The sequence below is a fragment of the Gemmata sp. genome (genome assembly GCF_051859125.1).
Classification (GTDB): Bacteria; Planctomycetota; Planctomycetia; order Gemmatales; family Gemmataceae; genus Gemmata.
Genome location: NZ_JBHYGG010000035.1, coordinates 1 through 22,997 on the forward strand (window position 1 = coordinate 1; position 22,997 = coordinate 22,997).

At 68.3% G+C, this 22,997-nt stretch carries 19 protein-coding genes; 9 read left to right on the top strand and 10 right to left on the bottom strand.

The genetic code is table 11. The features are described 5' to 3' along the window. The first annotated feature begins 472 nt into the window (after positions 1–472). Complete coding sequence (locus tag ACTIGN_RS04810) at positions 473–1,255, top strand: phosphoribosylformylglycinamidine synthase subunit PurQ (RefSeq protein WP_439621668.1); 783 nt, start codon at positions 473–475, stop codon at positions 1,253–1,255. A 141-nt stretch (positions 1,256–1,396) separates the two neighbouring features. Here the strand turns inward: ACTIGN_RS04810 and ACTIGN_RS04815 are convergent, their stop codons facing one another. Next, a complete protein-coding gene (locus ACTIGN_RS04815; RefSeq protein WP_439621669.1) occupies positions 1,397–2,596 on the bottom strand; it encodes a pyridoxal phosphate-dependent aminotransferase in 1,200 nt (399 codons plus the stop codon). Between the two features lie 102 nt (positions 2,597–2,698). Between ACTIGN_RS04815 and ACTIGN_RS04820 the strand changes: the two genes are divergently transcribed. Beyond that, a complete protein-coding gene (locus ACTIGN_RS04820; protein ID WP_439621670.1) occupies positions 2,699–4,060 on the top strand; it encodes a glycosyltransferase family 4 protein in 1,362 nt (453 codons plus the stop codon). A gap of 387 nt (positions 4,061–4,447) precedes the next feature. Here ACTIGN_RS04820 and ACTIGN_RS04825 read toward each other — a convergent pair whose 3' ends face one another. Both ACTIGN_RS04825 and ACTIGN_RS04830 read right to left on the bottom strand, forming a co-directional pair. Next, positions 4,448–5,221 carry a hypothetical protein gene (locus ACTIGN_RS04825; protein ID WP_439621671.1) on the bottom strand — a complete coding sequence of 258 codons (774 nt, stop codon included), beginning with the start codon at positions 5,219–5,221 and terminating at the stop codon, positions 4,448–4,450. Between the two features lie 13 nt (positions 5,222–5,234). After that, positions 5,235–6,344, bottom strand: a complete 1,110-nt coding sequence (locus ACTIGN_RS04830; RefSeq protein WP_439621672.1) for a radical SAM/SPASM domain-containing protein — start codon at positions 6,342–6,344, stop codon at positions 5,235–5,237. A 347-nt stretch (positions 6,345–6,691) separates the two neighbouring features. Between ACTIGN_RS04830 and ACTIGN_RS04835 the strand changes: the two genes are divergently transcribed. From ACTIGN_RS04835 to ACTIGN_RS04845, 3 genes are all read left to right on the top strand, one after another. Beyond that, positions 6,692–9,241, top strand: coding sequence for a PSD1 and planctomycete cytochrome C domain-containing protein (locus ACTIGN_RS04835; protein ID WP_439621673.1), 2,550 nt, complete (start codon positions 6,692–6,694; stop codon positions 9,239–9,241). 33 nt (positions 9,242–9,274) lie between these two features. Continuing rightward, positions 9,275–10,726 carry a DUF1501 domain-containing protein gene (locus tag ACTIGN_RS04840; RefSeq protein ID WP_439621674.1) on the top strand — a complete coding sequence of 484 codons (1,452 nt, stop codon included), beginning with the start codon at positions 9,275–9,277 and terminating at the stop codon, positions 10,724–10,726. Positions 10,727–10,879: 153 nt separating this feature from the next. After that, positions 10,880–12,697: a redoxin family protein gene (locus ACTIGN_RS04845; protein ID WP_439621675.1), complete on the top strand. Its 1,818-nt coding sequence runs from the start codon at positions 10,880–10,882 to the stop codon at positions 12,695–12,697. A 150-nt stretch (positions 12,698–12,847) separates the two neighbouring features. On the opposite strand, the gene ACTIGN_RS04850 is transcribed toward ACTIGN_RS04845, so the two are convergent. After that, positions 12,848–13,330, bottom strand: a complete 483-nt coding sequence (locus ACTIGN_RS04850; RefSeq protein WP_439621676.1) for a hypothetical protein — start codon at positions 13,328–13,330, stop codon at positions 12,848–12,850. Between the two features lie 185 nt (positions 13,331–13,515). Between ACTIGN_RS04850 and ACTIGN_RS04855 the strand changes: the two genes are divergently transcribed. The 3 genes from ACTIGN_RS04855 (at position 13,516) to ACTIGN_RS04865 (ending at position 16,782) form a co-directional block, all read left to right on the top strand. Beyond that, on the top strand, positions 13,516–14,463 hold the full coding sequence (locus ACTIGN_RS04855; protein WP_439621677.1) for a 2-hydroxyacid dehydrogenase: 948 nt from the start codon (positions 13,516–13,518) through the stop codon (positions 14,461–14,463). A 132-nt stretch (positions 14,464–14,595) separates the two neighbouring features. After that, positions 14,596–16,365, top strand: a complete 1,770-nt coding sequence (locus ACTIGN_RS04860; RefSeq protein ID WP_439621678.1) for a SpoIIE family protein phosphatase — start codon at positions 14,596–14,598, stop codon at positions 16,363–16,365. Between the two features lie 90 nt (positions 16,366–16,455). Next, entirely contained in the window at positions 16,456–16,782 is a 327-nt protein-coding gene (locus ACTIGN_RS04865) for an ATP-dependent Clp protease adaptor ClpS (RefSeq protein ID WP_439621679.1), read from the top strand. A 108-nt stretch (positions 16,783–16,890) separates the two neighbouring features. Here the strand turns inward: ACTIGN_RS04865 and ACTIGN_RS04870 are convergent, their stop codons facing one another. From ACTIGN_RS04870 to ACTIGN_RS04895, 6 genes are all read right to left on the bottom strand, one after another. Continuing rightward, the gene (locus tag ACTIGN_RS04870; protein ID WP_439621736.1) at positions 16,891–17,385 is read right to left on the bottom strand and encodes a peptidylprolyl isomerase; all 495 of its coding nucleotides are present in this window, start codon (positions 17,383–17,385) and stop codon (positions 16,891–16,893) included. A gap of 158 nt (positions 17,386–17,543) precedes the next feature. Further along, positions 17,544–18,173: a hypothetical protein gene (locus ACTIGN_RS04875; RefSeq protein WP_439621680.1), complete on the bottom strand. Its 630-nt coding sequence runs from the start codon at positions 18,171–18,173 to the stop codon at positions 17,544–17,546. Positions 18,174–18,178: 5 nt separating this feature from the next. After that, the gene (locus ACTIGN_RS04880) at positions 18,179–18,814 is read right to left on the bottom strand and encodes a tetratricopeptide repeat protein (RefSeq protein ID WP_439621681.1); all 636 of its coding nucleotides are present in this window, start codon (positions 18,812–18,814) and stop codon (positions 18,179–18,181) included. A 98-nt stretch (positions 18,815–18,912) separates the two neighbouring features. Next, positions 18,913–19,755: a hypothetical protein gene (locus tag ACTIGN_RS04885; RefSeq protein WP_439621682.1), complete on the bottom strand. Its 843-nt coding sequence runs from the start codon at positions 19,753–19,755 to the stop codon at positions 18,913–18,915. Between the two features lie 794 nt (positions 19,756–20,549). Next, positions 20,550–20,954 carry an EVE domain-containing protein gene (locus ACTIGN_RS04890; protein ID WP_439621683.1) on the bottom strand — a complete coding sequence of 135 codons (405 nt, stop codon included), beginning with the start codon at positions 20,952–20,954 and terminating at the stop codon, positions 20,550–20,552. A gap of 253 nt (positions 20,955–21,207) precedes the next feature. Then, entirely contained in the window at positions 21,208–22,053 is an 846-nt protein-coding gene (locus ACTIGN_RS04895; protein WP_439621684.1) for an esterase/lipase family protein, read from the bottom strand. Positions 22,054–22,356: 303 nt separating this feature from the next. On the opposite strand from ACTIGN_RS04895, the gene dcd reads away from it, so the two are divergent. Continuing rightward, positions 22,357–22,929: a dCTP deaminase gene (dcd, locus tag ACTIGN_RS04900; RefSeq protein WP_439621685.1), complete on the top strand. Its 573-nt coding sequence runs from the start codon at positions 22,357–22,359 to the stop codon at positions 22,927–22,929. Positions 22,930–22,997 lie beyond the last annotated feature (68 nt).

Sequence of the window (22,997 nt, forward strand, 5' to 3'; positions counted from 1 at the left end):
CGCCGTTGTTCGCGTACCTCAAATTCTCGACCTGCCGAACGGAACCCGACCGGCCACTTTCGCGGCCGACCAGCCTCCGCCCGACTTGGGCCGGGGTCTGATTCACGCTCCAACAGCGTAAACCCACCCCTCTTAAGGCTATCTGCTACCAACTTGTCAAAGATCGAGCTTGCTCCAAGTTACTTGCCTCGAACCCTTTCGGGCACGTTGGCTTTCGCTTGTCGCGGTCACCACCGCGTCGCAGTGGTAATGGAATGATAAGGGCTACCCGGGAACTGTCAACCCGCCCGGCGAAAAAAATTGGGAAAGGAGCCCCAAGCCACTGTGAGGTGGCTAAATTCGCTTGGGGTTGTCGGCCATCCCTCAGCCCCGTTCGTGCCCTGGTGAGGTGGGCAGCGAGACATTACAACGAGTGTGTGCCCTCACTTTGCGCGGGTCAAGCACAAACTTTGCCTTTAACGGATAATTCCCTATGGCCACTCCGCACGCCCTGATCCTCCGCGCCCCGGGTACCAACTGCGACCACGAGGTCCAGGCGGCCTTCGAGATGGTTGGCGGCCGCGGCACCCGGCTCCACCTCAACGCCCTCCGCGAGAACCCGAGGCAGCTCCGCGACTACCAGATCCTCGTCCTCCCCGGCGGGTTCTCCTACGGGGACGACATCGGGGCCGGGAAGGTTCAGGCGCTGTACCTCCAGCACTTCCTCGCCGACTCCCTCCGGGCGTTCCGCGACGACACCAACGAGAAGCTCATCCTCGGCATCTGCAACGGGTTCCAGGCCATGCTCAAGGCCGGCCTGCTCGTGCCGCCCGACGAGGACGGCCCGCTCGCCACGCTCACGAACAACGACTCGGGCCACTACGAGGACCGCTGGGTCCACCTGAGGGCGACGCCGGGGAAGTGCCCGTTCCTGAAGAACGTGCAGCAGATGCACGTGCCGATCGGCCACGGCGAGGGGAAGTTCATCACGCGCAAGCAGTGGATCGCCGACGGGCTGGCCCAGGCGGGACAGGTGGTGCTGCGGTACGTCGACGCGGGCGGGAACCGCGGCGGCTTCCCGGTGAACCCGAACGGCTCGCAGGATGACATCGCGGGCGTGTGCGACGTGACCGGTCGCGCGCTCGGTCTCATGCCGCACCCGGACCGCCACCTGTTCCCGACGCAGCACCCGCAGTGGACGCGCCAGGGGTTGAAGTCCGAGGGCGACGGGCTGCAACTGTTCCGCAACGCCGTCGAGTTCTTCAGCAAGAGTTGAAGAGAAGAGGTTCATCCGCAGATTACGCAGATGGACACAGATTAAAGAACCAGAGAGCAGAACCGAGTTTGTTTCAAACTCTGCTCTCTCTTGGTTTTGAAATCTGTGTCCATCTGCGTAATCTGCGGATGAACCGGTCTTTTACTTCCCCCCGGCGAGCCACTCGCCGAGCTTCGCCAGGCCGCCCTCGATCGTGGCCCGGTTCGTCGCGTACGACATCCGAACGAACCCCTCGGCCCCGAACGCCACCCCCGGCACCAGGTTCACGTACGCCTGCTCCAGCAGCGTGTTGCAGAACGACAGCGAGTCGGTGACCGGCTTGCCGCCGAACGACTTGCCCAGGTGCGCCGTCACGTCGAAGAAGGCGTAGAACGCGCCGTCCGACTTCACCACCTTCACGCCGGGGATCGCGTCGAGGAGCTTGTACGTGAGCTCGCGGCGGGCGGCGAACTCGGTCCGCATCGTCGCCACGCACTCCTGCGGGCCGTCGAGAGCCGCGATCAGCGCCGCCTGCGACACCGACGACGGGCAACTCGTCTCCTGGCTCTGGATGGTATCCATCGCCTTCACGACCGGGGCCGGAGCGACCGCCCACCCCATCCGCCAGCCGGTCATCGCGTAGCTCTTGCTCGCCCCGCTGATCGTGATGGTGCGGTCCTTCAGGCCGGGGCGGAGCGTCGCCACGCACGTCGGCTTCGCGTCGCCGTAGGTGAGTTGCTCGTAGATCTCGTCGCTCAGGATCGCCGCGTCGCTGTTGTCGATGAGCGTGTCGACGAGCGCTTCGAGTTCGGCCCGCGAGTAGATCGTGCCGGTCGGGTTGCACGGCGAGTTCAGCATGAGGATGCGGGTCTTCGGCGTCAGCCCGGCCTTGAGCTGGGCCGGGGTGAGCTTGAACCCGCTCTCGGGCGTGGTCTCGACGAGAACCGGGTTCGCGCCGGTCATGCTGACGAGGTCGGAGTAGCTGACCCAGTACGGGGTCGGGATGACGACGTCGTCGCCGGGGCCGACGGTGGCGGCGAGGGCGTTGTGGATCGAGTGCTTCGCGCCGTTGGAGACGATGACGTTCTCCGGGGCGCACTCGAACCCGTGGTACTTCTTGTACCACCGGCAGATGGCGGCCTTCACTTCGGCGGTGCCGGAGGTCGGCGTGTAGTGCGTCTGCCCGCCGGTCGCGGCCTTCTCGGCGGCGTCGCAGATGTGCCGGGGCGTGTCGAAGTCGGGCTCGCCGAGGCTGAAGTCCCAGACCTTGATGCCGGCGGCCTTGAGTTGACGGGCCTTCGTGCCCGCGGCTATGGTGGCGGACGGCTTGACGGACGCGGCGAGTTGCGAGGTGCGGATCATGTCGCGCTTGGCCCCAAACGCTGTGCGGAGAATGCGGTAGACGCCAAGGGATCATCGTAGGCGATTCCGCACGGTTCGGTAGTCCCCGGCAACGGACGGCCCATGCACCTCGCGCAGTTCGTTCACCGGTACCCGCCGGCGCTGGGCGGGGCCGAGGCGTACGCGGCCCGGCTGTGCGAGTACCTCGCGGCCCGCGGCGACGCCGTGACCGTGTGGACGACGACGGCCGTGGCGCTGGAAGACTTCTGGCGACGCGCACACCCAGGGCTTCCGCCCCGGGCTAAACACGCCGGCCCCTCCGGGGCGAAGACTTCGTTTCTCTCTTCCGCCCCGGAGGGGCCGACGTCCTTAGCCCGACGCGGGAGCGTTGGGGCCGTGCCGCGAGTCTTCCGCTACCCCCCCCTGCTCTTCCCGGCCCGGCGGTACGTCCTCAAGGCGCTGTCGCTGCTTCCGGTGCGCGCGTGGCAGTGCCTCACAAGTCCGTGCAACCCGGTGTGCCCCGCGATGTGGCGCGACGCCGGCCGGTACGACGGGCCGCTCGACGCGGTCCACGCGACCGCGTTCCCGTACTCGTTCCCGATCCTGTGCGGGCTGCGGCTGGCGCGGCGGCGCGGCGTGCCGTTTTTCGTCACGCCGTTCCTGCACATCGGCGACCCGACCGACCCGCACGACCGCACCCGCCGCCAGTACACCCGCCCGCACCTCCGCTGGTTGCTGCAGCAGGCCGACGGCGTCTTCGTGCAAACAATGGCCGAGCGTGACACCGCGTTGTCACTGGGCGTGCGGGAGGAGCGCCTCCACCTGCAAGGGCTTGGCGTCGATGCGGCCGAATGCACCGGCGGTGACTGCTTGCGTGCCCGCTCGTTGTGGGGCGTCGCTCAGGATGAAGCGGTGATCGGGCACCTCGCGAACAACAGCGAGGAGAAGGGAACGTGCGACCTGCTGCGGGCGGCGGAGCGGGCGTGGGCGAGCGGCCAGCGGTTCCGCGTCGTGCTCGCCGGCCCGGAGATGCCGAACTTCCGCACCTTCTGGTCGAGCTTCGCGGGTAAGCAACACGTCACGCGGCTCGGCGTCCTCACCGACGCCCAGAAGCGCGACTTCTTCGCGGGCATCGACACCTTGGCACTGCCGTCCCGCACCGACTCGTTCGGCCTCGTGCTGCTCGAAGCGTGGGCGAACGGCAAACCCAACGTGGTCTATCGCGCCGGCGGCCCCGGAGAGTTGGTGCGGCACGAACGCGACGGCTTACAGGCCGCGTGCGGCGACGTGTCCGAACTCGCCCACCACCTCGGCCGCCTCGCATCTGACGCGACCCTGCGCCGCACGCTCGGCGAAGCCGGTCGCGAGCGCCTCCCGCACGACTTCGCCTGGGACCGCTCGCTGTCGCTGTTCCGCGACACCGTGTCGGACGCGATGGAGCGTGCCCGGCAGGTAGGGCCGGCTGTGCCGGCCGGCGCGAGGTAGGTGGCTCGAAGATCGGCGACCCGGTGGGTCCGCGTGATTGCGACGTCCTTCGCGTGGTGCCCCTCACCCGCGACTCGCAAAGCCTCGTCGCGACCTCTCCCCGTAGGAACGGGGCGAGGTGTTGCCCCTACGTCTCTCACCAGCAACGCGGACGGGTGAGCGTGGCATCGGGCCAGCCACCCCACCTCGCCCCGGCTCTGCGGGGAGAGGTCGCCGCGCTTCGCGGCGGGTGAGGGGCACCACGTCGCGAGATCGCCCGCCTCGCACTCCGGCACCAGCACTCCACCTCGGCCGGCACAGCCGGCCCTACACCAAACCGCGTCGCCTCTCCTACTTCCGCACGCCGAGGTGCAGCAATTCGCCGGTTCTGAGATCAGCTCGCGCCACTTACTTCCGCTTCTTGCGCTTCTTCTTCTCGGCCTTGCGCTGCCGGGCCCGCGACTCGGCCCGTTGCTTCGCGTTGCGGGCCGACTGCGGCAGGAACATCCCGCGCGACTGGTGCGGCAGGGGCTTCGGACCGAGGGCGAGTTGGTACTTCACGTCCGCCGCACCGCCGGCGATCGACTCATCGACGGTGCCGAGGGCGAACGCCGCCTCGATCGCGGGCCACGCCTCCACCGCCTTCAGGTCGAGCAGGTCGGCGACGATGAACCCGTTCAGTTCGGGTTCGGGTTCCAGTCCCGTCTGAAGGACGCGAACCAGGTGCCCGATGACTTCGGCCCGCACCTCCGGGTGCCGGCGGGCGATCTCGGTCGCGGCCGTCGCGAAGTTGGACGCGGTCTCCTGCCCCGGGCGGCGGTTGTTGAGCCGCGCGAGCGTCGGGGCCAGCGCCGGAACGCCGATCTCGCCGAGCACCCGCGGCACGTCGTCGATCACCCAGTCGTTCCAGTCGTCGCCCTCCTGGTCAGCGATCAAGTCCAGAAGCGGCTCGATCGCCTCAACCGCACGGAGTTGCCCGAGGGCACGCCAGGCGTGGATGTTGGCGTACCACTCCGGCAACTCGTCGTTCGACTCCCAGAGGCTCTCGTCGCGCATCAATCGGATCAGTTCGGGCACGTGTTCCGAACCGATCCCGAGCGCTGGGTAATCGATGCTCGTCCGGCCGAGATCGGGCCGGCCGAGCTTCAACAACTCGCTCACAGGTGGCGCGTAGGTGCTCATGGGTCGCTCCGGGTCACCGGGTTCGCACGCCGAGTTGCAAGAGTTCGCCGGTGAAGTTGGCCTTCTCGCCGGTCCAGTTGCCGACCTTCCCGCCGCCGCCGTTCACCCCTGCGGCGAGCCCGCGGGTCAGGACGTACCAGCAGAAGAAGCAGTGGTTGCTCGTCGCGCCGGGGAGGGCGTTCGGGTCGCGGGCGAGGATCTCGTCGCGGATGGCAGTGAGCCCCTCGCGGAAGATCGTGCCGACGACCGGGTGATTGCGGCCGAACGCGATGACCTGCTCGACCGTGTCGGTGTGGATGTTGCCGATGGTGAGCTGATCGAGGTCCGACGCGAACCCGCAGCACGGCTTCACCTCGCCCCGCGGGTTCACGATCAGCGCCTGCCCCGGCCCCTCGCAGTAGTCCTCCTTGAACCACTCGCCGTCCCACGGGTTGCCCGGCAGCCCCTCGGCCCGCTCGACCGTCGCGAGGTGGTTCCAGCACGCCGTCATCGTCAGGTCGTCGGTCACCATCAGGAACTTGCCGAGCATGTCGGACCACTCGACCACGCCGTCGAGTTCCTTCGCGAGCCGGCGGATCGGCTCCAGCCCCGCGTCCGGCGTGCGGCTCGCGTAGCTCAGCGACAGCGCGTTATCGCGGGCGAACACCTCGCGCGTGACGCGGCAGAACTCGGCGAGCTTCGCGATGTCCATGCCGTGGAACTTGTCGACGCTCAGGCCGATCTTGCCCGTGAAGCCGGCGTCGCGGAGCTGTGTCAGCACCTTCTTGGCGTGCTTCGCGTCGGCGTGCCAGACCCCGTTGGTCATGAGTTTGTCGAACCGGAACCCGAGCTTCGCGGCCCGCTTCGTGACGGCGGCGAGGAACTCCGGGTACAGGAACGGCTCGCCCCCAGTGAAGCCGAGGAACTCGATGCCGGCCTCGTGCGCCTGTTCGAGGAACCGGATCGCCGTGGGGATGTCGAGCCGGTCGGTCCACTCGATCGGCACGCAGCAGTGCGGGCAGCTCAGGTTGCACTGGTAGGTGCCGGCGAACGAGATGTAGTTCGGCCGGAACGTGCGGGTGCGCCGCTTGACGGGTCGGGTGTCGCCGCGGGTGAGCGGCGGCGTGCTACGGGGCTCGGGCATGGTGTCGGCTCGTGGTGGGGCAACCGTCAGTTTAGCGGCCGCGGTGGAAAGGTGTCTGGAACGGTTCTGAGGCGCGCGGCTGGACGTCGTGTGCGAAGAGCCCGGCATCGTTCGCGGACCTCTCGGGGGCGTTCGCGAAGAGTTCGCCGCGTTCGCGAGGAGTTCGCCGCGTGAGCGAAGAGTTCGCGTCGTTTGCGGAGACCCCTCCCCGACACACCGCAACCGCTCTCGCGCCCTACTTCCAGGGCGCGCCAATTGCGAAAACGGGATGAGAATGACACCGCGACGCGGGTGCCGGGGTTTATGTTGGTGCCGTCGCCGCTCACGTCCTTTCGGGGTGCCACGCCATGCCGCGAATCCTCCTCGCCAGCCTCGCCGCGTTGGCCGGCTGGGCCGCCCCAACGGCCGCACAGCCCGCGAAGGGGACGGGGTACGCCGAGAAGCCGACGCCGGAACAACTTGCGTTCTTCGAGAAGAAGATCCGGCCCGTCCTCGTCGAGAGCTGCTACAAGTGCCACTCGGCCGAGGCCGAGAAGCTGAAGGGCGAGCTGTCGCTCGACACCCGCGAGGGCGTGCGAAAGGGCGGCGCGACCGGCCCGAGCATCGTTCCGGGGAACCCCGAGAAGAGCTTGCTCATCAAGGGCATCCGCCACAAGGACGCCGACACCGCGATGCCCCCGAAGGGGAAGCTCCCCGACGCGGTGATCGCCGACTTCGAGGCGTGGGTGAAGATGGGCGCGCCCGACCCCCGCGACGGCAAGGCGGTCGCCACCGCCCCGAAGTACGTCGTGGACGTCGAGAAGGGCCGCTCGTTCTGGGCGTTCGTTCCGCCCCGGGCCGCTCCGGTGCCGCAGGTCGCCAACCCGAAGTTCGAAATCCGCACCGAGATCGACGCCTTCCTCGCGGCCGCATGGGACAAGAAGGGCATCAAGCCGGTCGGCGACGCCGACAAGCGGACGCTGATCCGCCGCGTCACCCTCGACCTGACCGGCCTGCCGCCGACCTCCGACGAGGTCGAGGCGTTCGCCGCCGACACCAGCGCGAAGGAGTTCGAGAAGGTCGTGGACCGGCTCCTCGCGTCGCCGCGGTTCGGCGAGCGCTGGGGGCGGCACTGGCTCGACCTCGCCCGGTACGCCGAGAGCACCGGCAAGACCGCCAACTTCAACTACCCGCACGCCTGGAGGTACCGCGACTACGTCATCGCCGCGTTCAACGCCGACAAGCCTTACGACCAGTTCATCAAGGAACAACTCGCCGGCGACCTGATGCCGAGCGCCGACCCGAAGGTGAGGGCCGAGCGGCTCGTCGCCACCGGGTTCCTCGCCATCGGCCCGAAGGCGCTCAACGAGAACAACGGGTTGCAGTTCGAACTCGACGTGGTGGACGAGCAGATCGACGTGACCACGCAAGCGTTACTCGGCATCACGGCAGCATGCGCCCGGTGCCACGACCACAAGTTCGACCCGATCCCCACCAAGGACTATTACGCCCTCGCGGGCATCTTCCGCAGCACCGAGACGTGCTACGGCACGGTGCGGTTCGTTCAGAGCCAGCGGCCGAGCCCGCTCCTGCAACTCCCCGCGGAATCCGCCCCGAGCGCGGTCGCCAGGAATCTCACGGCCGAGCAACGCGCGGCGCTCGAAAAAGAGATCGCCGACCTCAAGAAGCGCATCGCCGAGAGCACCGACAGGCTCGCGAACATCCTCCCCTCGGCGCAGCTCGCGCTGGCCCAGAGCAAGCTCGACGGCTACACCGCCGACGGCACGCCGAAGCTCCAGGCGATGGGCGTCCGCGACAAGCCGGGCCGCGCCGGCGGCGGGTTCGGGGCGGGCGGGTTCGGCCCCAAGGGCGGGTTCGGGATGCGGGGGGCCGGCAGCCGCACGATCGACGACAGCCCGGTCTACAACCGCGGCGAACCGGACCAGCCGACCGCCGAGAAGGTGCCCCGCGGCACGCTCCAGGTGATGTCGAAGTCGCCGCTCAAGGTGAAGTCCGGCAGCGGGCGGCTCGAACTCGCCGAGTGGATCGCGAGCCGCGACAACCCGCTCACCGCCCGCGTCATGGTGAACCGCGTGTGGATGCACCTGTTCGGCCGCGGCATCGTCCCGACCGCCGACAACTTCGGTGCGGCCGGCCAGCCGCCGACGAACCCCGAGTTGCTAGACCACCTCGCGATCGGCTTCATGGACGGCGGCTGGAGCGTGAAGACTCTCGTCAAGCGCGTTGTGATGAGCCACGCCTACCAACTCGACTCCAAGTTCGACAAGGCCGCGTTCGAGGCCGACCCCGATAACGCGCTGGTGTGGCGCATGTCGCCGCGGCGGCTCGATGCCGAGAGCCTGCGCGACTCCATGCTCGCCGTGAGCGGGCAACTCGACGCGACCCCGCCGGTCGGCTCGGTGGTCGCCCGTGCCGGCGAGGGGCCGACGGGCCGGCAGCGGCTCGGCGGCGACCAGATCGCGACCGCGATCAACGACCCGCGGAACGCGCACCGCTCGGTGTACCTGCCGATCGTCCGCGACAACCTGCCGGAGGCGCTGGCGTTGTTCGACGCCCCGGACCCGAGCCTCATCACCGCCGACCGCCCGACGACCACGGTGCCGTCGCAGGGGTTGTTCCTCCTGAACAACCCGTTCGTGCTGCGGTCGGCCGACGCCGCGGCCGAGAAGCTTCTGAAGTCCACGACGACCGACACCGAGCGCATCCGGGCCGCGTACCTGAACTTCTACGGCCGCCCGCCCGGCGAGAAGGAGCTGGCGACCGCCGAGAAGTTCCTGCACGGGTTCCAGGCCAAGCTCGCGAAGGACCGCGTCCCGGCCGCACGCCAGGAGCGCGAGACGTGGGCCGCGTTCTGCCAGGCGCTCTTCGCGAGCGCCGAGTTCCAGTACCGCAAGTGACCGCCCGCCAACACCCCGCACACGGAGCCCGCGATGTTCACTCGCCGCCAGTTGTTGAAATCGACGTCGTCCGGGTTCGGGTACCTCGCGTTCGCGGCGCTGGCCCAGGAGCAGGCCGCCCGGGGAACTCCGGTCGCTGACGCTCCCGGCTCGCCAAGCGCCCCGAACCCGCTGTCACCGAAGAAGCCGCACTTCCCCGCGAAGGCGAAGCGGGTCATCTTCCTGTGCATGGAGGGTGCGCCGAGCCACGTCGACACGTTCGACTACAAGCCGAAGCTCACCGCCGACGACGGCAAGGCGGCCCCGGCGCGCCGCGGGGTGTTCGGCGGCGGCAAGCTCATGGGGTCGCCGTTCAAGTTCGAGAAGCGCGGCGAGAGCGGGCTGTGGATCAGCGACCTGTTCCCGGAACTCGCGAAGCACGCCGACAAGCTGTGCCTGCTCAACGGCATGCACACCGACCTGCCGAACCACCCGCAGGCGTTCCTCCAGATGCACTGCGGCATCTTCCAGTTTCCGAGGCCGAGCCTCGGGGCGTGGGCGCTGTACGGGCTGGGCACTGAGAACGCGAACCTGCCCGGGTTCGTCACCATCGGCCCGCCGCAGAACAACGGCGGCCCGGCGAACTACGGCGCGTCGTTCCTCCCGGCGATGTACCAGGGCACGAAGATCGGCCGCGGGGGCTTCGGGGGCGCAAGCAACCCGCAGGTGAGCAACCTCAAGAACCCGAAGCTGACGCCGGGTGCCCAGCGCGAGCAACTCGACTTCGTGCAGTCGCTCAACCAGAACGCGCTCGAGGCCGGCGGCGAGAACCCCGAGATCGAGGGGCTCATCTCCTCCTACGAGCTGGCGTTCCGCATGCAGGGCGAACTCCCGAAGTTGCTCGACACGAGCACCGAGACCGCCGCGACGCTCAAGCTCTACGGCATCGAGGGCGGGCGCGGTGGGGGCGGGATGGGCGGCGGCTTCGGGCCGCGCGGCGGCGGAGCGGGCGGCTTCGGCCAGCAGTGCCTCCTCGCCCGGCGGCTGGTCGAGGCCGGGGTGCGGTTCGTCGAGCTGGCGATGCCCGGGTGGGACCACCACCGCAACCTCAAGGACGCGCTCACGAACAGTTGCACCGCGATCGACAAGCCGATCGCCGGGCTGCTCGAAGACCTCAAGCGCAAGGACATGCTGAAGGACACGCTCGTGATCTGGGGCGGCGAGTTCGGCCGCACCCCGTCGGGCCAGGGCGACGGCCGCGACCACAACGCCCGCGGCTACACGATGTGGATGGCCGGCGGCGGCGTGAAGGGCGGGTTCGCCCACGGCCGCACCGACGACTACGGCTTCGAGGCGGTCGACGGCAAGGTCCACGTCCACGACTGGCACGCGACCGTGCTGCACCTGCTCGGCCTGGACCACGAGAAGCTGACCTACCGCCACGCCGGCCGCGAGATGCGGCTCACCGACACGAAGGGGAACGTCGTCAAGGAAGTCGTGGCGTGAAGTCGCCTGGCGAGCCGGGCGCGTCAGCGACCGGAGGGTTCAAGGAACTCCGGTCGCTAACGCTCCCGGCTCGCCAGGTGCCTGAAACATCCCGTACCGCCCGCGGGTATCACTTCTCACCTCGCGCCCCCGGCCTTCAGCGGAACCCGTCAAATGCGATTGCTCGCACTCGTGCTCACGGTCTCGGTTGGTGTCGCGGCGGCCCAGGAGCCGGCGAAGAGGAACCCGTTCCGCGACGGCTCGGGCTCCGGCACGCCCGAAACACCCGCCGCGACGCCGGCCGCCAAGCCCGACCCCGTGAAGAACGCCCCGCGGGTACTGCGGGCCGCCGAGGCCGGTGTCGGCAAGTTCGTCGCCGACGTCGCGTTCACCGACCTCGCCGGGAAGAGCGGCAAGCTCTCGGACCTCAAGGCGGCGAAGCTCACCGTCGTCGCGTTTACCAACACGACGTGCCCGCTCTGCAAGAAGTACGCTCCTTCGCTGGCCCGCATCGAGAAGGAGTACGCCGCGAAGGGCGTCGCGTTCCTGTTCGTGAATCCGACCGCCACCGACAAGCCCGACGGCTCCGCGTTCGCCGGCCGGTACGCCCACGACACTGACGGCAAACTCACCGCCGCGCTGGGCGCGACATCCACCACGGAGGTAGTCGTGCTCGACGCGGCCCGCACGGTCGTGTACCGCGGCGCGATCGACGACCAGTACGGTCTCGGCTACGCCCTCGACGCCCCGCGGAACAGGTACCTCGTGGCTGCCCTCGACGAGGCGCTCGCCGGGAAGCCGCCCGCGATCGTGGCGACCACCGCCCCGGGTTGCGCCCTCGACGCCGACGCGGCCAGGACTCCGGCAGTTGCCCTGACTTACCACGCCCGCATCGAGCGCATCGTGCAGGCGAACTGCGTCGAGTGCCACCGCACCGGCGGCGTCGGCCCGTTCTCGCTGGACACCTACGACGATGTCGTCGCGAACAAGGGAGCGATCAAGAAGGTGGTCGAGAACGGCACCATGCCGCCGTGGTTCGCCGCGAGCGCGAAGACCACGCACTCGCCGTTCGCCAACGACCGCAGCTTGACCGACGCCGACAAGAAGGACCTGCTCGCGTTCCTGGGCGGCGATCTGAAGAAGGGCGACCCGGCCGACGCCCCCCTGCCCCGCAAGTACGAATCCGGTTGGCTCATCGGGAAGCCCGACGCGACGTTCCAGTTGCCGAAGCCGGTCGCGGTCAAGGCCGAGGGGGTGATGGGGTACCAGCACATCAAGGTCGAGACGGACTTCGAAGAGGACCGCTGGGTGCAGGCGCTCGAGGTGCAACCGACGGCCCGGGAGGTGACGCACCACGTCCTCGTGTTCGCGACGGCCAAGGGGGCGCGGCTCGGGGCCGAGGCGGCCGGGTTCTTTGCCGTGTACGTCCCGGGGAACAACTCGCTCGTCTACCCCGACGGGTACGCGAAGAAGCTCCCCAAGGGCGCGACGCTCCACTTCCAGATGCACTACACGCCCAACGGCAAGGCCACCACCGACCAGACGAAGCTCGGGCTGATCTTCGCCAAGCAAGCGCCGCGGCACGAGGTCCACGTCGCGGGCATCGCGAACCACAGTTTCCAGATCCCGCCCGGCGAGGGGAACCACCGCGTGGAGGCGAAGATCCCGGTGCCGTTCGACGCGAAGGTGCTGGCGCTGTTCCCGCACGCCCACCTGCGGGGCAAGGCCGCAAAGTACGAGTTGAAGACGCCCGACGGGAAGACCAGCACCATCCTCGACGTGCCGCACTACGACTTCAACTGGCAGCTCCAGTACCGGTTCGCCGACCCGGTGACCGCACCCCGCGGCAGCTCGCTGATTTACACCGCGTGGTACGACAACAGCGACAAGAACCCGGCGAACCCCGACCCGAAGAAGACCGTCCGCTGGGGTCCGCAGACCTACGAGGAGATGCACCTCGGGTACGTCGAGTTCGTGCTCGACCGAAAGTAGCGGAATCAAGCGATGGGACGCGGATGAAAGGCGGGGTCAAGAGGATCAGACGAGACCGTGTTTCAAGGAACGGGTTTCCTGCTGATCGGTCTTCAATCCTGCCTTTCATCCACGTCCTCCGCGTGCCATTGCTTCGCTTGAGTGCTCCCATCACTCCGCCCACAGTAACACGCCCGCCGCGTCGCTCTCGGCCAGTTCCCGCAGCGCCGCGGTCAGCTCGGCCTCGCTGCCCGACGCCGGGTCGAACTCGCGGTGCGGCAGCTCCCAGGCTGCGACGAGTTTCTCGGCGAAGTGCGGGCAGTTGTCCGCACTCTTTCCCGCACGACTCGCCCGCAGGCTCCGCACTCCGACGATCATCTTCAGCGGCAGCTTCATGTCGTGAGCGACGTTCCGCACCGCGTCGCCGGCCTCGAAGAACCCCGTGCATTGCACCGCGACCAGCGGCCGCGCGCCGCCGAGCATCAGCCCGGCCGCGACCCCCACCGCCTCGCCCTCGCGGGTCACGCGGATCGGGGCGAGCGTCGAGCCGGCCAGAGCGGGTTCCCACGTCCCCAGGTGGCTGTCGGGGATCCAAACGAGGTGCGTGAACCCGGCGGCTTCCAGGGCGGCAACGACCGCTGTCGGCGCGATCATGGGGGCCTCCGGGGCGGGCGAAGTGCGAGAATCGGGCCGTAAAAAAACCCCACCGTTCTGAGGGGTTAACCTCACAACGGTGGGGCCGGAACAGAGAAGAGGCCGGTTTCAAGCACTATACTGTGCGGATGAGTGCGGGCTGTCAATCGCACTTTACGGAGTTTTCCCCAACCCGGTTCCACGTCATGCATTCCAGCCCGCCGCCCCCGCGAGTGCTCGCCGACCTCCCGGTGTCCGAGGTCGTGATCGAGCTCCTCGCGGGCCGCGTCGAACTCGTGCCGTGGGATACCACGACCGATCGGATCGACGCCATTTACACCTACGGCCACCCGACCGTGGACGCCGCCCTGCTCGACCGCTGCCCCGGCGTGCGGGTGGTCAGCAACTTCGGCGTCGGGGTCGATCACATCGACGTGCGGGCCGCGACGCAGCGCGGCATCCCCGTCGGGAACACGCCCGGGGTCCTCGACGGTGCGACGGCCGACCTCGCGTTCGCGCTGCTGCTCGCGGCCGGGCGGCGGCTCGTCGAGGGCGACCGCTACGCCCGCGGCCCGAACTTCCTGCGGTTCGACCCGTCGCACATGCTCGGCCGCGAGATCCACGGGAGCACCATCGGGATCTTCGGCATGGGGCGGATAGGCCGGCAGGTCGCGCGGCGCGCCCGCGGGTTCGACATGACGGTACTGTACTGCAACCGGAACCGCAACGACGAGGCCGAGATCGCCCTCGGGGCGCGGTACGCCACGTGCGACGAGTTGCTGGCCCAGGCGGACTACGTCGTGCTGACCGTGCCATTAACGGCCGAGACCCGCGGGCTGATCGGCCGGGGGGAACTCGCGAAGATGAAGCGCACGGCGACGCTGGTGAACGTGGCCCGCGGGGCCGTGGTCGATCTGGACGCGGTCACCGAGGCGCTGGCGGCGAAGCGGATCCACGCGGCCGCGCTCGACGTGACCGACCCGGAGCCGCTGCCCCGCGGCCACCCGATCCTGGCGCTCGACAACCTCGTCGTCACCCCGCACCTCGGGAGCGCGACGGTCGAGACGCGGTACAAGATGGCGGAGATGTCGGTGGTGAACCTGTTCGCGGGGCTGGAGCGGCAGCCGCTCCCGTTCCGGGTCGGCGCGGGGTAACCGGGCCGCCGTCGTTCTTGCGTTCCGGCCCGTTCGGCAGTAACATCCGGGGGTATTCTTTATGTTCTCTCGGGACACCCATCTCGACGCCGGTGCCGACTCCCCCCGGTGGCGATTTCCCGGACCCACTCCATGCCCACGCTCCAGTTGCTGAAGGTCCCCGAAGGGGTGAACACCAGCAAGACGATCCAGTTGACCGGCGAGTCGCAGGTCATCGGCCGCGACGCGGACCGGTGCCAGATCGTCATCCCGCACCACGCCGTCAGCCGCGAGCACGCCCGGATCACCGTCCAGAACGGGACGTACCTCATCGAGGACCTGAAGAGCCGGAACCACACGTTCGTCAACGGCAAGGAGGTCAGCCCGCCGGGCCGCCAGCCGCTCAAGCCCGACGACCGGATCAAGATCTGCGACTTCCTGTTCCAGTTCCGCGACGAGCGGTTCGTGAAGCCGGGCAAGCTCCCGGCGTGGATGCAGAAGGAGGCGTCCGAGGAGGACGCCGACGCCGGCGGGATGACGACGATCGAGGCGAGCCAGGGCGCGGCCAACGCCAACGACTTCCTCCAGGTGGCCCCGGCCGACCGGCTCCGGGCGCTGCTGGACATCAGCACCGGGCTGTCGAAGACCCTCGACCTCGACCAACTGCTCGTCCAGATCGCCGACACGCTCCTGGGCACGTTCAAGCAGGCCGACCGGTGCTTCGTGCTGCAACTGGACGAGGGCGGGCGGCCGATCCCGAAGGTGGTCAAGAGCCGGCACGTGGGCACCGAGGACCCGCGGTTCAGCCGCACCATCGTCCGCAAGGCGATCGATTCGCGGCAGGCGTTCCTCAGCGAGGACGCGACCGGCGACACGAACCTCGGCCCGGCCGCGAGCATCGCCGAGTTCAAGATCCGGTCCGTGATGTGCGTCCCGCTCATGAGCGCCGAGGGCCGGCCGGTCGGCGCGATCCAGCTCGACACCCAGAACCGGACCAAGAAGTTCAACACCGACGACCTGAACCTGCTCGCGATCGTCGCCAACCTGGCGAGCGTGGCGGTGGACAAGGCTCGGCTGCACGCCTCGGTGCTGGCCCGCGAGAAGGAGCAGAAGGAGATCGAACTGGCCCGCACGGTGCTGCTCGGGTTCCTCCCGCAGACGCTCCCGACCCACGACGGGTACGAGTTCTTCTCGCACTACTCCCCGGCCCAGACGGTCGGCGGCGACTACTACGACTTCGTCACCCTGCCCCACGGGCGGGTCGCGATCGTCCTGGGCGACGTGGCCGGCAAGGGCGTCCCGGCGGCGCTCCTGGTCGCGAAGCTCAGCTCCGAGGTCAAGTTCTCGCTCGTCACCGAGCCGAACCCGGCGCGGGCGGTGACCCTGTTGAACGACCAGATGATCCGCGGCGGGCTCCAGGACCGGTTCGTGACGCTCACGGTCATGGTGCTCGACCCGGCCACGCACGAGCTGACGGTGGTGAACGCCGGGCACATGAACCCGAAGCTGTTCAAGGGGACCAAGGGCGAGCTCGGCGAGGCGATCTCGAACGACGCCACGGGGCTGCCGCTGGGCGTGGTGCCCGGGTACGAGTACGAGATGATGACCGTCCTCCTCGACCTCGGGGACACGATCACCGTGTACACCGACGGCGTCACCGACGCGATGAGCCCCGCCGGGGAGATGTTCGGGATGGACCGGGTGGACCGGTTCCTGTTCCCGGACGGGTCGGAGCTGCCCGACACGGTGCGGCCCAAGCGGATGGGCGAGCGGCTCGTGGCCGAGGTCCGCCGCCACGCCGGGGGGGTGCCCCAGAACGACGACATCGCCGTCGTGTGCTTCGGCCGGTTGGAGGAGCGGCTGGCCCCGATGTCGGGGGTCACCCGGCCGCGGGCGACCGGCGCGTGGCCCGCGGCCACATGACCCGCCCCCAACCCGTAAGATGTACCGAGGGACGCCCGATCGGGGTTCGACGCGCCGCGCGTGCTGCGGACCACCGGAGGTGACGCGAAGATGAGCGGAACAACCACACTGCCCGAGGCCGACGTCGAACAGGAGCAGCGCACCAAGCGGCAGCCGCCGTACAACGTGATCCTGCTGAACGACGACGACCACACGTTCGAGTACGTCATCGAGATGCTCAAGGCGCTGTTCGGCCACCCGGTCGAGAAGGGGTACCAGCTCGCGAAGCTGGTGGACTCGACCGGCCGCGCGGTCGTCTGCACCACGAGCCTGGAGCGGGCCGAGTTGAAGAGGGACCAGATCCACGCCTTCGGCCCCGACGCCCGCATCCCGCGGTGCAAGGGGTCGATGACCGCGGAACTCGAACCGGCCGAATGATTGGGTGAATGAAAAAGGTAAGAAGTAAGCGGTAAAGACAGAAGCGGCTCGACGGCACGGCTTCTGTCTTTACCGCTTACTCCTTACCTTTTTCTTTACTCGGCGTGGTCACTTCCCCGCTTCGAGCTTCACCGACTTGATGACCACGTCGTCCTCGGGCACGTTCTCGAACCCGGCCTTGGTGCCGGTCTTCACTTCCTTGATCTTGTTCACGACGTCCATGCCCTCGGTGACGCGGCCGAACACGGTGTACCCCGAGGCCTTGTCCGGCGAGCCGTCGAGCCCCTTGTTGTCCTTCACGTTGATGTAGAACTGGGCCGTGGCGCTGTCGGGGGCGCTGGTGCGGGCCATCGCGATCGTCCCGCGGGCGTTGGACAGCCCGTTGTTCGACTCGTTCTTGATCGGGTCGCGGGTCTTCTTCTCCTTCATCCCCGGCTCGAACCCGCCGCCCTGGATCATGAACCCGTCGATGACCCGGTGGAACACGGTGCCGTCGTAGTGCTTGTCCTCGACGTACTTCAGGAAGTTCTTGACCGTGACCGGGGCCTTGTCCTCGAACAGCTCGATCTTGACGGTCCCGTGGTTGGTCTCCATCACGACGATCGGGTTCGCGGCCCGTGCCCCGCCCGCAGAGAGGACGCCGAGGGCGACGCAGCAGAGCCGGAGCACCTTGGTCGAGAGCATGTTTGGACTCCTGGGGTGAGAGCGCCCGCGTCGGTGCGGGCGCGGTTCGACCGGGCTGATTGTACGGACGGGGCGGGTCAGTTCAGCGGGGTGCGGGCGGGACCGGCGGCCTCCATCTGGCGGCGCAGGTCGGCGAAGTGGGCGGTCAGTTCGTCGGCGCTCTTCACCGCCCCGCGGGAGCACGACCCGGTCGAGCACCCCCCGCCGGTCGAGCACCCGCCCCCCGACTCGGTGCCGCACCCGGGCTTGCCGCACCCGCCCTGCGAGGGCTCGTCCTTCGCGGTCGGCGAGCGGGACAGGTCGAGGAGCCGCACCGCGAGGCCGAACCGGTCCGAGAGTCGTTCGAGGAGGGCGGTGGCGTCGCAGGCGTCCCACGGCAGTGCGTGCAGGATCGCGACGCCATCGAGGGTGGTCTCCACGTCCGCGAACACGAGCGGGAGCGTGTGTTCGATCGTGCCGTCGGTCGCGGCCGCGAGGACCTCCTGGGCGGTCGCCTCGGTACGGGCGGCGATCGCCTCGTCGTCGGCCGTGGCGCGGCGGAGGACTTCGCCGTCGTCGCCGGCCCCGTCGAGCGCGACGAGCACCTCGCCGAGTTCGGTGCCCCGCACGGTGCGCACGGCCGCCCGTTCGCCCCGCGTGAGGGCGAGCTCCGAGCGGAACCGGCCGAGGAAGCCGGGGCGGCCGTACTGGATGAGGTAGGTGGTCACGGCGGTCACGCCTTCGGGGCGTCCTCGAAGCCGAAGAACTCGCGCATGTGGCGGTCGTACTCGCCCTGGCCGAAGTCGGAGCTGAGGTCGAGCCGCAGCTCGTTGATGACCTTGATGCTCTGGTCCTTCAGCCACAGCGTCCAGCACGCCGAGCAGACGTCCGCCTGGATGCGGGTGCCGATCTCGTCGGACACCGGAGGGGCGGCGAGCGGCTTGGCCCGCTTGCCCTCCATGCACCCGGGCCGCTGGCACCGGAACCCGGTGTCGGGGCTGCCGTCGTCCTCGACCTTCGGGGGCACCGGGGCCGGGACCGGTGCGCCGATCGACACGAGGAGCTTGGCGATCGCCTCGCGGGGGAGCCGGTCGCCGCGCTCGTCGGCGGTGGCCCAGCCCCGCGTCAGCACCTCGGCGGCCTTGTCCCTGTGGCCCTCCTTGATGAGGCACTCGCCGAGGTACTGGTACACCCGCGAGAACCCGGGGCTCAGCTTCAGGGTGCGCTCGAACGCCTCGACGGCCTCGGGGAACTGGCCGTCCTCCATGAGCGCCTGCCCGAGCCGGAACTGGGCCAGGTCGTCCTCGGGGTCGCCCTGAACCATGTTCCGGTATCGTGCGATCTGCTCGGTCCGCTCGGCGGGGGTCATCTTGTACTCGGGGTGGTTGGGGGTTGGAGATTGGAGGTTGGAAGCGAGGCGAAGGGTTCCACTTCCAACCTCCGACTTCCAATCTCCCATCCCCGGAGTCAGTTCGAGGGCAGGATCGTCAGCGGCAGCTCGTAGGTGACCTTCTTGTTGGCCACCTTGTCCGTCGCGGTGAGCTGGACGGTGAACTTCCCGGGGCGGTTCATGAACACCGGGAACCGCATCCCGAACGCGCCGTCGGCGGCCTCGACGCCGCTGTCCTGGATGTGCGTCCGGGGCTTCTCGAGCGTCGGGGTTCCCTTGTCGTCGGCGAGCTGGAACTGCAACTCGATGTTCGGCTGCTTGGTCTTCGCGTCCCGCTGGAACGAGGCGACGCTGAACTGCACGAACAGGGTCTGGCCGACGACGCCGGTGGTCGGGGCGGCGAACTGGCCCCGCTCGTCGTGGCTGGAGTACACCGCGACGATCCCGAAGTCCCGCTTGAGCACCTCGAACTTGACGGTCACCGTGTCCTCTTTCCCCTTCACCTTCGGGTCCTCGACGCGGATCTTGCACGTGTAGGTGCCGGGGTCCTGGTCGAGCCCGATGGTGATGAACGCGCGGGCCGGGATGCTGGTGCCCCGCAGCGGGACGAAGTCGACCAGCTCGCGGGGGTCCTGCTTGAAGATGGACTTGTCGGCCGCGTCGCGGACCTCCATCGACATCTTATACTTGGCGGTCCCGTCCCCATCGATGGTCAGCCCGTTGATGTCGTACCCGATGAACAGCACGTCGCCGGGGAGCAGCTTGGCCGCGGGCCGCGGGCCGCCGAGTTCGCCGATCGTAAGGCGCACGTTGGACAGCTTCAGGTCGCCGCCCTGCTTCGCGGCGGCCGCCGTCAGCACCGCGGGCCGGGCGGAGGGGAGCAGCGACACCAGAGCGACGAGCATGAGCGCGTGGTACATTGGCTGGCCCTGTTGAGGGGGTGCGTCGGGGTCCGTTACGACCGAAGCACAACAGGGCCATTGTCGCGGGCGTTGGCGGGAGTGCCAACGGGGGCGGCGAAGTTTCGCGCCGGGTTCGTGGGTGTGCGGTGGCGTTCCGGAGCCGCGAGGTTGGGGTGCGTCGCTCGGTTGTGGTGCTGCGTTCGGAATGGTTCCGGGTGACTCCCCAACCCACGTCCGGAATCAACGTTTCAGGTCCGGAACCAGTTCACTTGGCCGGAAGAATTGTTGTCAGGCCGATCACCCTGCCCCACTCGCGGCGCATGCTCCACGTCCACCGCCCGATAGGTCAGGTCGCGCGGGATCAACGACCCGCATGGGGAAATCCGGACACGCGGGGCCCCGCACGATTTCGTCGCGTTTCTCGAGTGCGAAACCCTTCCCCTGGACGCCCGAGCGGTGTATTATTCCAGCGGCTTGAGCGGGTCGCGCGTCCGAGGCGCGACGGGCTGGAGGCGGAGGGAGGTCCCTCTGGTAAGGGGCCTTCTGAAGCGAGTCCTTGTTGAAAGGAGGTGGTCCTGTGCCAAGTAGTTATTGTTACCAGGATTTCGAGGGCCGGCTGGCTTAATGGCCGCGTTACGGGCGGACCGTATAGCCGGCTGCCCAATTTACGAGTCGTCGGGGATCTAACCGCCGACTCACTGAACGCCCCGGGGTGTTTTGCACCCCGGGGCGTTCACGTTTTTCTTCCGAATGGATCAGGCACACCCCGTGTGCCGTCGTGTGACAAGAGAACGGCACACGGAGTATGCCGACTACTTTCCCATCTCCTCGATCTTCTTCCATAGCTCGTCCGGCACCGGCATCACCGACAGCCGCGACTGCCGCACCAACTCCCAGTTCGCGAACGCCGCGTCGGCCTTGATCGCGGCGAGCGTCACAGGCTTCTTCAGCTTCCGCACCGGTTTCACGGTGACCGCGACGAGTTTCCCACTCGCGTCGCCGGGGTCGGGGACCGCCGCCGCGGTCGCCTCCATGACGCCGATTACGGCCTTCTCGTCGCCGGTGTGGTAGAAGAAGATGCGGTCGCCCTTCTGGACCGCCCGGAGGTGCTTCTGGGCCAGCGCGTTCTTGACGCCGCTCCACGTCGTCGTGCCGTCGCGCTCCAGGTCGGCGAAGCTGTACGTGCCGGGCTCTTCCTTGAACAGGTACAGGGCCATTGTGGTTCACTCCTGGGCACTTGGTCGCGCGTAAAATGGTCCGGCGTGGCCCCGGCACTCACCACGTGCTTCACAACTTGTTTGCGGCCGGGGTCACGCCGCTCTTCTCAAAATCACCCAGTGCTCCCGCACTGGGCTCAGAACGTCGGCCCCTCCGGGGCGGAAGCCCGAAGCTGTAGATTCGAACTCTTCACCCCCGCAGGGGGTCGACGTTCTGAGCCCGGTGCGGAAGCACTGGGGAACGTGACGTCGCTTACTTGTCGAAGTCGCGGAACAGCACCTTACGGGCCTTCTCGACCTCTTCCGGGGTCCACCGCGTCAGCTTCTCTTTCGCCAGTTCGCTGATGACCTTCACCGACTGCGGCGCGAGCATCGCGTGCCAGTGGTCGGTCTGGACGAGCACCGCGGGGACGCCGGCCTTGCGGCAGTCGTCGGGCCACTGGCTCGACAGCTTCACGAGCCCGTCGGCCTCGATCCGCTTCACCTTGCACACGACGCACGTGATCTGGAGCTTCTCGTCGAACTGGCCGGTGCCGGCGACCTGGGTGCGAATCGAGGGCGCGAGCGACTCCACGAACGGGGCCTGCACCCTCGGGTAGCCGACCTTCAGGCTCGCCAGCTCGGCCCCAGCGTGCGGGGACGCCACGGTGATGACCTTCGTCACCCCCGAGTCCGGGTGCGCCTCGGCGAACACCCGGGCGATGATCCCCCCCGCCGAGTGCCCGATCAGCACCACCTCCTCGTACCCGGCCTGCTTCAACCGGCCCACCGCGGCGCGCAGTCCCGGCGACATCGCGACCGCGTCGAGCGGCACCGTCTGCGCGTACCCGAACGCGAACACGTCCGCGTCCTTGGCGAGCGTGCGCACCAACTCCGAACTCGGCTGCTGGTACTCGCGCAGTTCGGGCTTCGTCGCATAGCTGGGGCGAAACGGGTGGATCTTGAGCCCGGGGATGAGCAGCACGGCCCGATCCTTGGTCCGCGGCGGGTTGATCGCGAACACCCCCTTCCGCTCGGGGGCGACCTGCCACAGTTCCGTGGGCAGTTCGACCGCGGGGGCAACGAAGGCCGCGAGGACAAGCGGCAGGCTCGGGGTCATGCGTGCTCCCGGGGGACCGACAGGTGAACGTGAGGCACGACGCTTGTACCGGATTGCGTGGGTGGCCCGCTACGCCGGTTTGAAACGGCGCGTGCCGCCCATTGGGACGAACCCTGAGCGCCAGCGAGGGGGTGAGGCGCACCCCCTCGCTGGCGCTCAGGGTTCGCCCGACATCACGCGCCTTACCTTGAGCCAACGGAACGGCGCGTGCGGGGTAAGATGGGGGTTTGTCGCTGGAGTCTGGGGTGCGGCTCTGCCGATTGACACGCTTACCGTCGATCGAAGAGGCGCAGGAGGCGACCCGTGGGCGTTCTACCCGACTGGCTCATCAAGCGTGACGTGAAGATCGAGCCGTTCGCCGAGGGGCAGCACCGGCCGGGCGTAATCTCTTACGGCGTCACGAGCTACGGCTACGACGTCCGCGTGGACCGGCACTTCAAGGTGTTCACGAACGTCTGGGGCAGCACGGTCGATCCCAAGCACTTCGACCCGAAGTCGTTCGTGGACATCGAGGCCGACTCGATCCTGATCCCGCCGAACAGCTTCGCCCTGGCCGAGACGGTCGAGTACCTCGAAATCCCGAGGGACGTGCTGTGCGTGTGCGTCGGGAAATCGACCTACGCGCGGTGCGGGATCATCGTGAACGTCACCCCGCTGGAGCCCGAGTGGCGGGGCCGCGTGACCATCGAGATCAGCAACACGACGCCGCTCCCGGCGAAGATCTACTCCGGCGAGGGAATTGCTCAAATCATCTTCCTGAAGGCCGACGAGGTCTGCCGTACCAGTTATGCCGACAAGAAGGGCAAGTACCAGGACCAACCCGGCCTCACGCTGCCGATCGTGACTGGAAGCGGGGCGCCGCGCGGTAACACTTGATGTTGCCCAATCGCAGGACCGCTCGCTCACTACTGTACATTTAGCCAAACATCGTGTACACTCGTATC

What these genes read in the sequence shown, in the direction of transcription:
- ACTIGN_RS04810 (WP_439621668.1), top strand. Translation starts at nt 473, where the DNA reads ATGGCCACTCCGCACGCCCTGATCCTCCGCGCCCCGGGTACCAACTGC.
- ACTIGN_RS04815 (WP_439621669.1), bottom strand. Translation starts at nt 2,596, where the DNA reads ATGATCCGCACCTCGCAACTCGCCGCGTCCGTCAAGCCGTCCGCCACC.
- ACTIGN_RS04820 (WP_439621670.1), top strand. Translation starts at nt 2,699, where the DNA reads ATGCACCTCGCGCAGTTCGTTCACCGGTACCCGCCGGCGCTGGGCGGG.
- ACTIGN_RS04825 (WP_439621671.1), bottom strand. Translation starts at nt 5,221, where the DNA reads ATGAGCACCTACGCGCCACCTGTGAGCGAGTTGTTGAAGCTCGGCCGG.
- ACTIGN_RS04830 (WP_439621672.1), bottom strand. Translation starts at nt 6,344, where the DNA reads ATGCCCGAGCCCCGTAGCACGCCGCCGCTCACCCGCGGCGACACCCGA.
- ACTIGN_RS04835 (WP_439621673.1), top strand. Translation starts at nt 6,692, where the DNA reads ATGCCGCGAATCCTCCTCGCCAGCCTCGCCGCGTTGGCCGGCTGGGCC.
- ACTIGN_RS04840 (WP_439621674.1), top strand. Translation starts at nt 9,275, where the DNA reads ATGTTCACTCGCCGCCAGTTGTTGAAATCGACGTCGTCCGGGTTCGGG.
- ACTIGN_RS04845 (WP_439621675.1), top strand. Translation starts at nt 10,880, where the DNA reads ATGCGATTGCTCGCACTCGTGCTCACGGTCTCGGTTGGTGTCGCGGCG.
- ACTIGN_RS04850 (WP_439621676.1), bottom strand. Translation starts at nt 13,330, where the DNA reads ATGATCGCGCCGACAGCGGTCGTTGCCGCCCTGGAAGCCGCCGGGTTC.
- ACTIGN_RS04855 (WP_439621677.1), top strand. Translation starts at nt 13,516, where the DNA reads ATGCATTCCAGCCCGCCGCCCCCGCGAGTGCTCGCCGACCTCCCGGTG.
- ACTIGN_RS04860 (WP_439621678.1), top strand. Translation starts at nt 14,596, where the DNA reads ATGCCCACGCTCCAGTTGCTGAAGGTCCCCGAAGGGGTGAACACCAGC.
- ACTIGN_RS04865 (WP_439621679.1), top strand. Translation starts at nt 16,456, where the DNA reads ATGAGCGGAACAACCACACTGCCCGAGGCCGACGTCGAACAGGAGCAG.
- ACTIGN_RS04880 (WP_439621681.1), bottom strand. Translation starts at nt 18,814, where the DNA reads ATGACCCCCGCCGAGCGGACCGAGCAGATCGCACGATACCGGAACATG.
- ACTIGN_RS04885 (WP_439621682.1), bottom strand. Translation starts at nt 19,755, where the DNA reads ATGTACCACGCGCTCATGCTCGTCGCTCTGGTGTCGCTGCTCCCCTCC.
- ACTIGN_RS04890 (WP_439621683.1), bottom strand. Translation starts at nt 20,954, where the DNA reads ATGGCCCTGTACCTGTTCAAGGAAGAGCCCGGCACGTACAGCTTCGCC.
- ACTIGN_RS04895 (WP_439621684.1), bottom strand. Translation starts at nt 22,053, where the DNA reads ATGACCCCGAGCCTGCCGCTTGTCCTCGCGGCCTTCGTTGCCCCCGCG.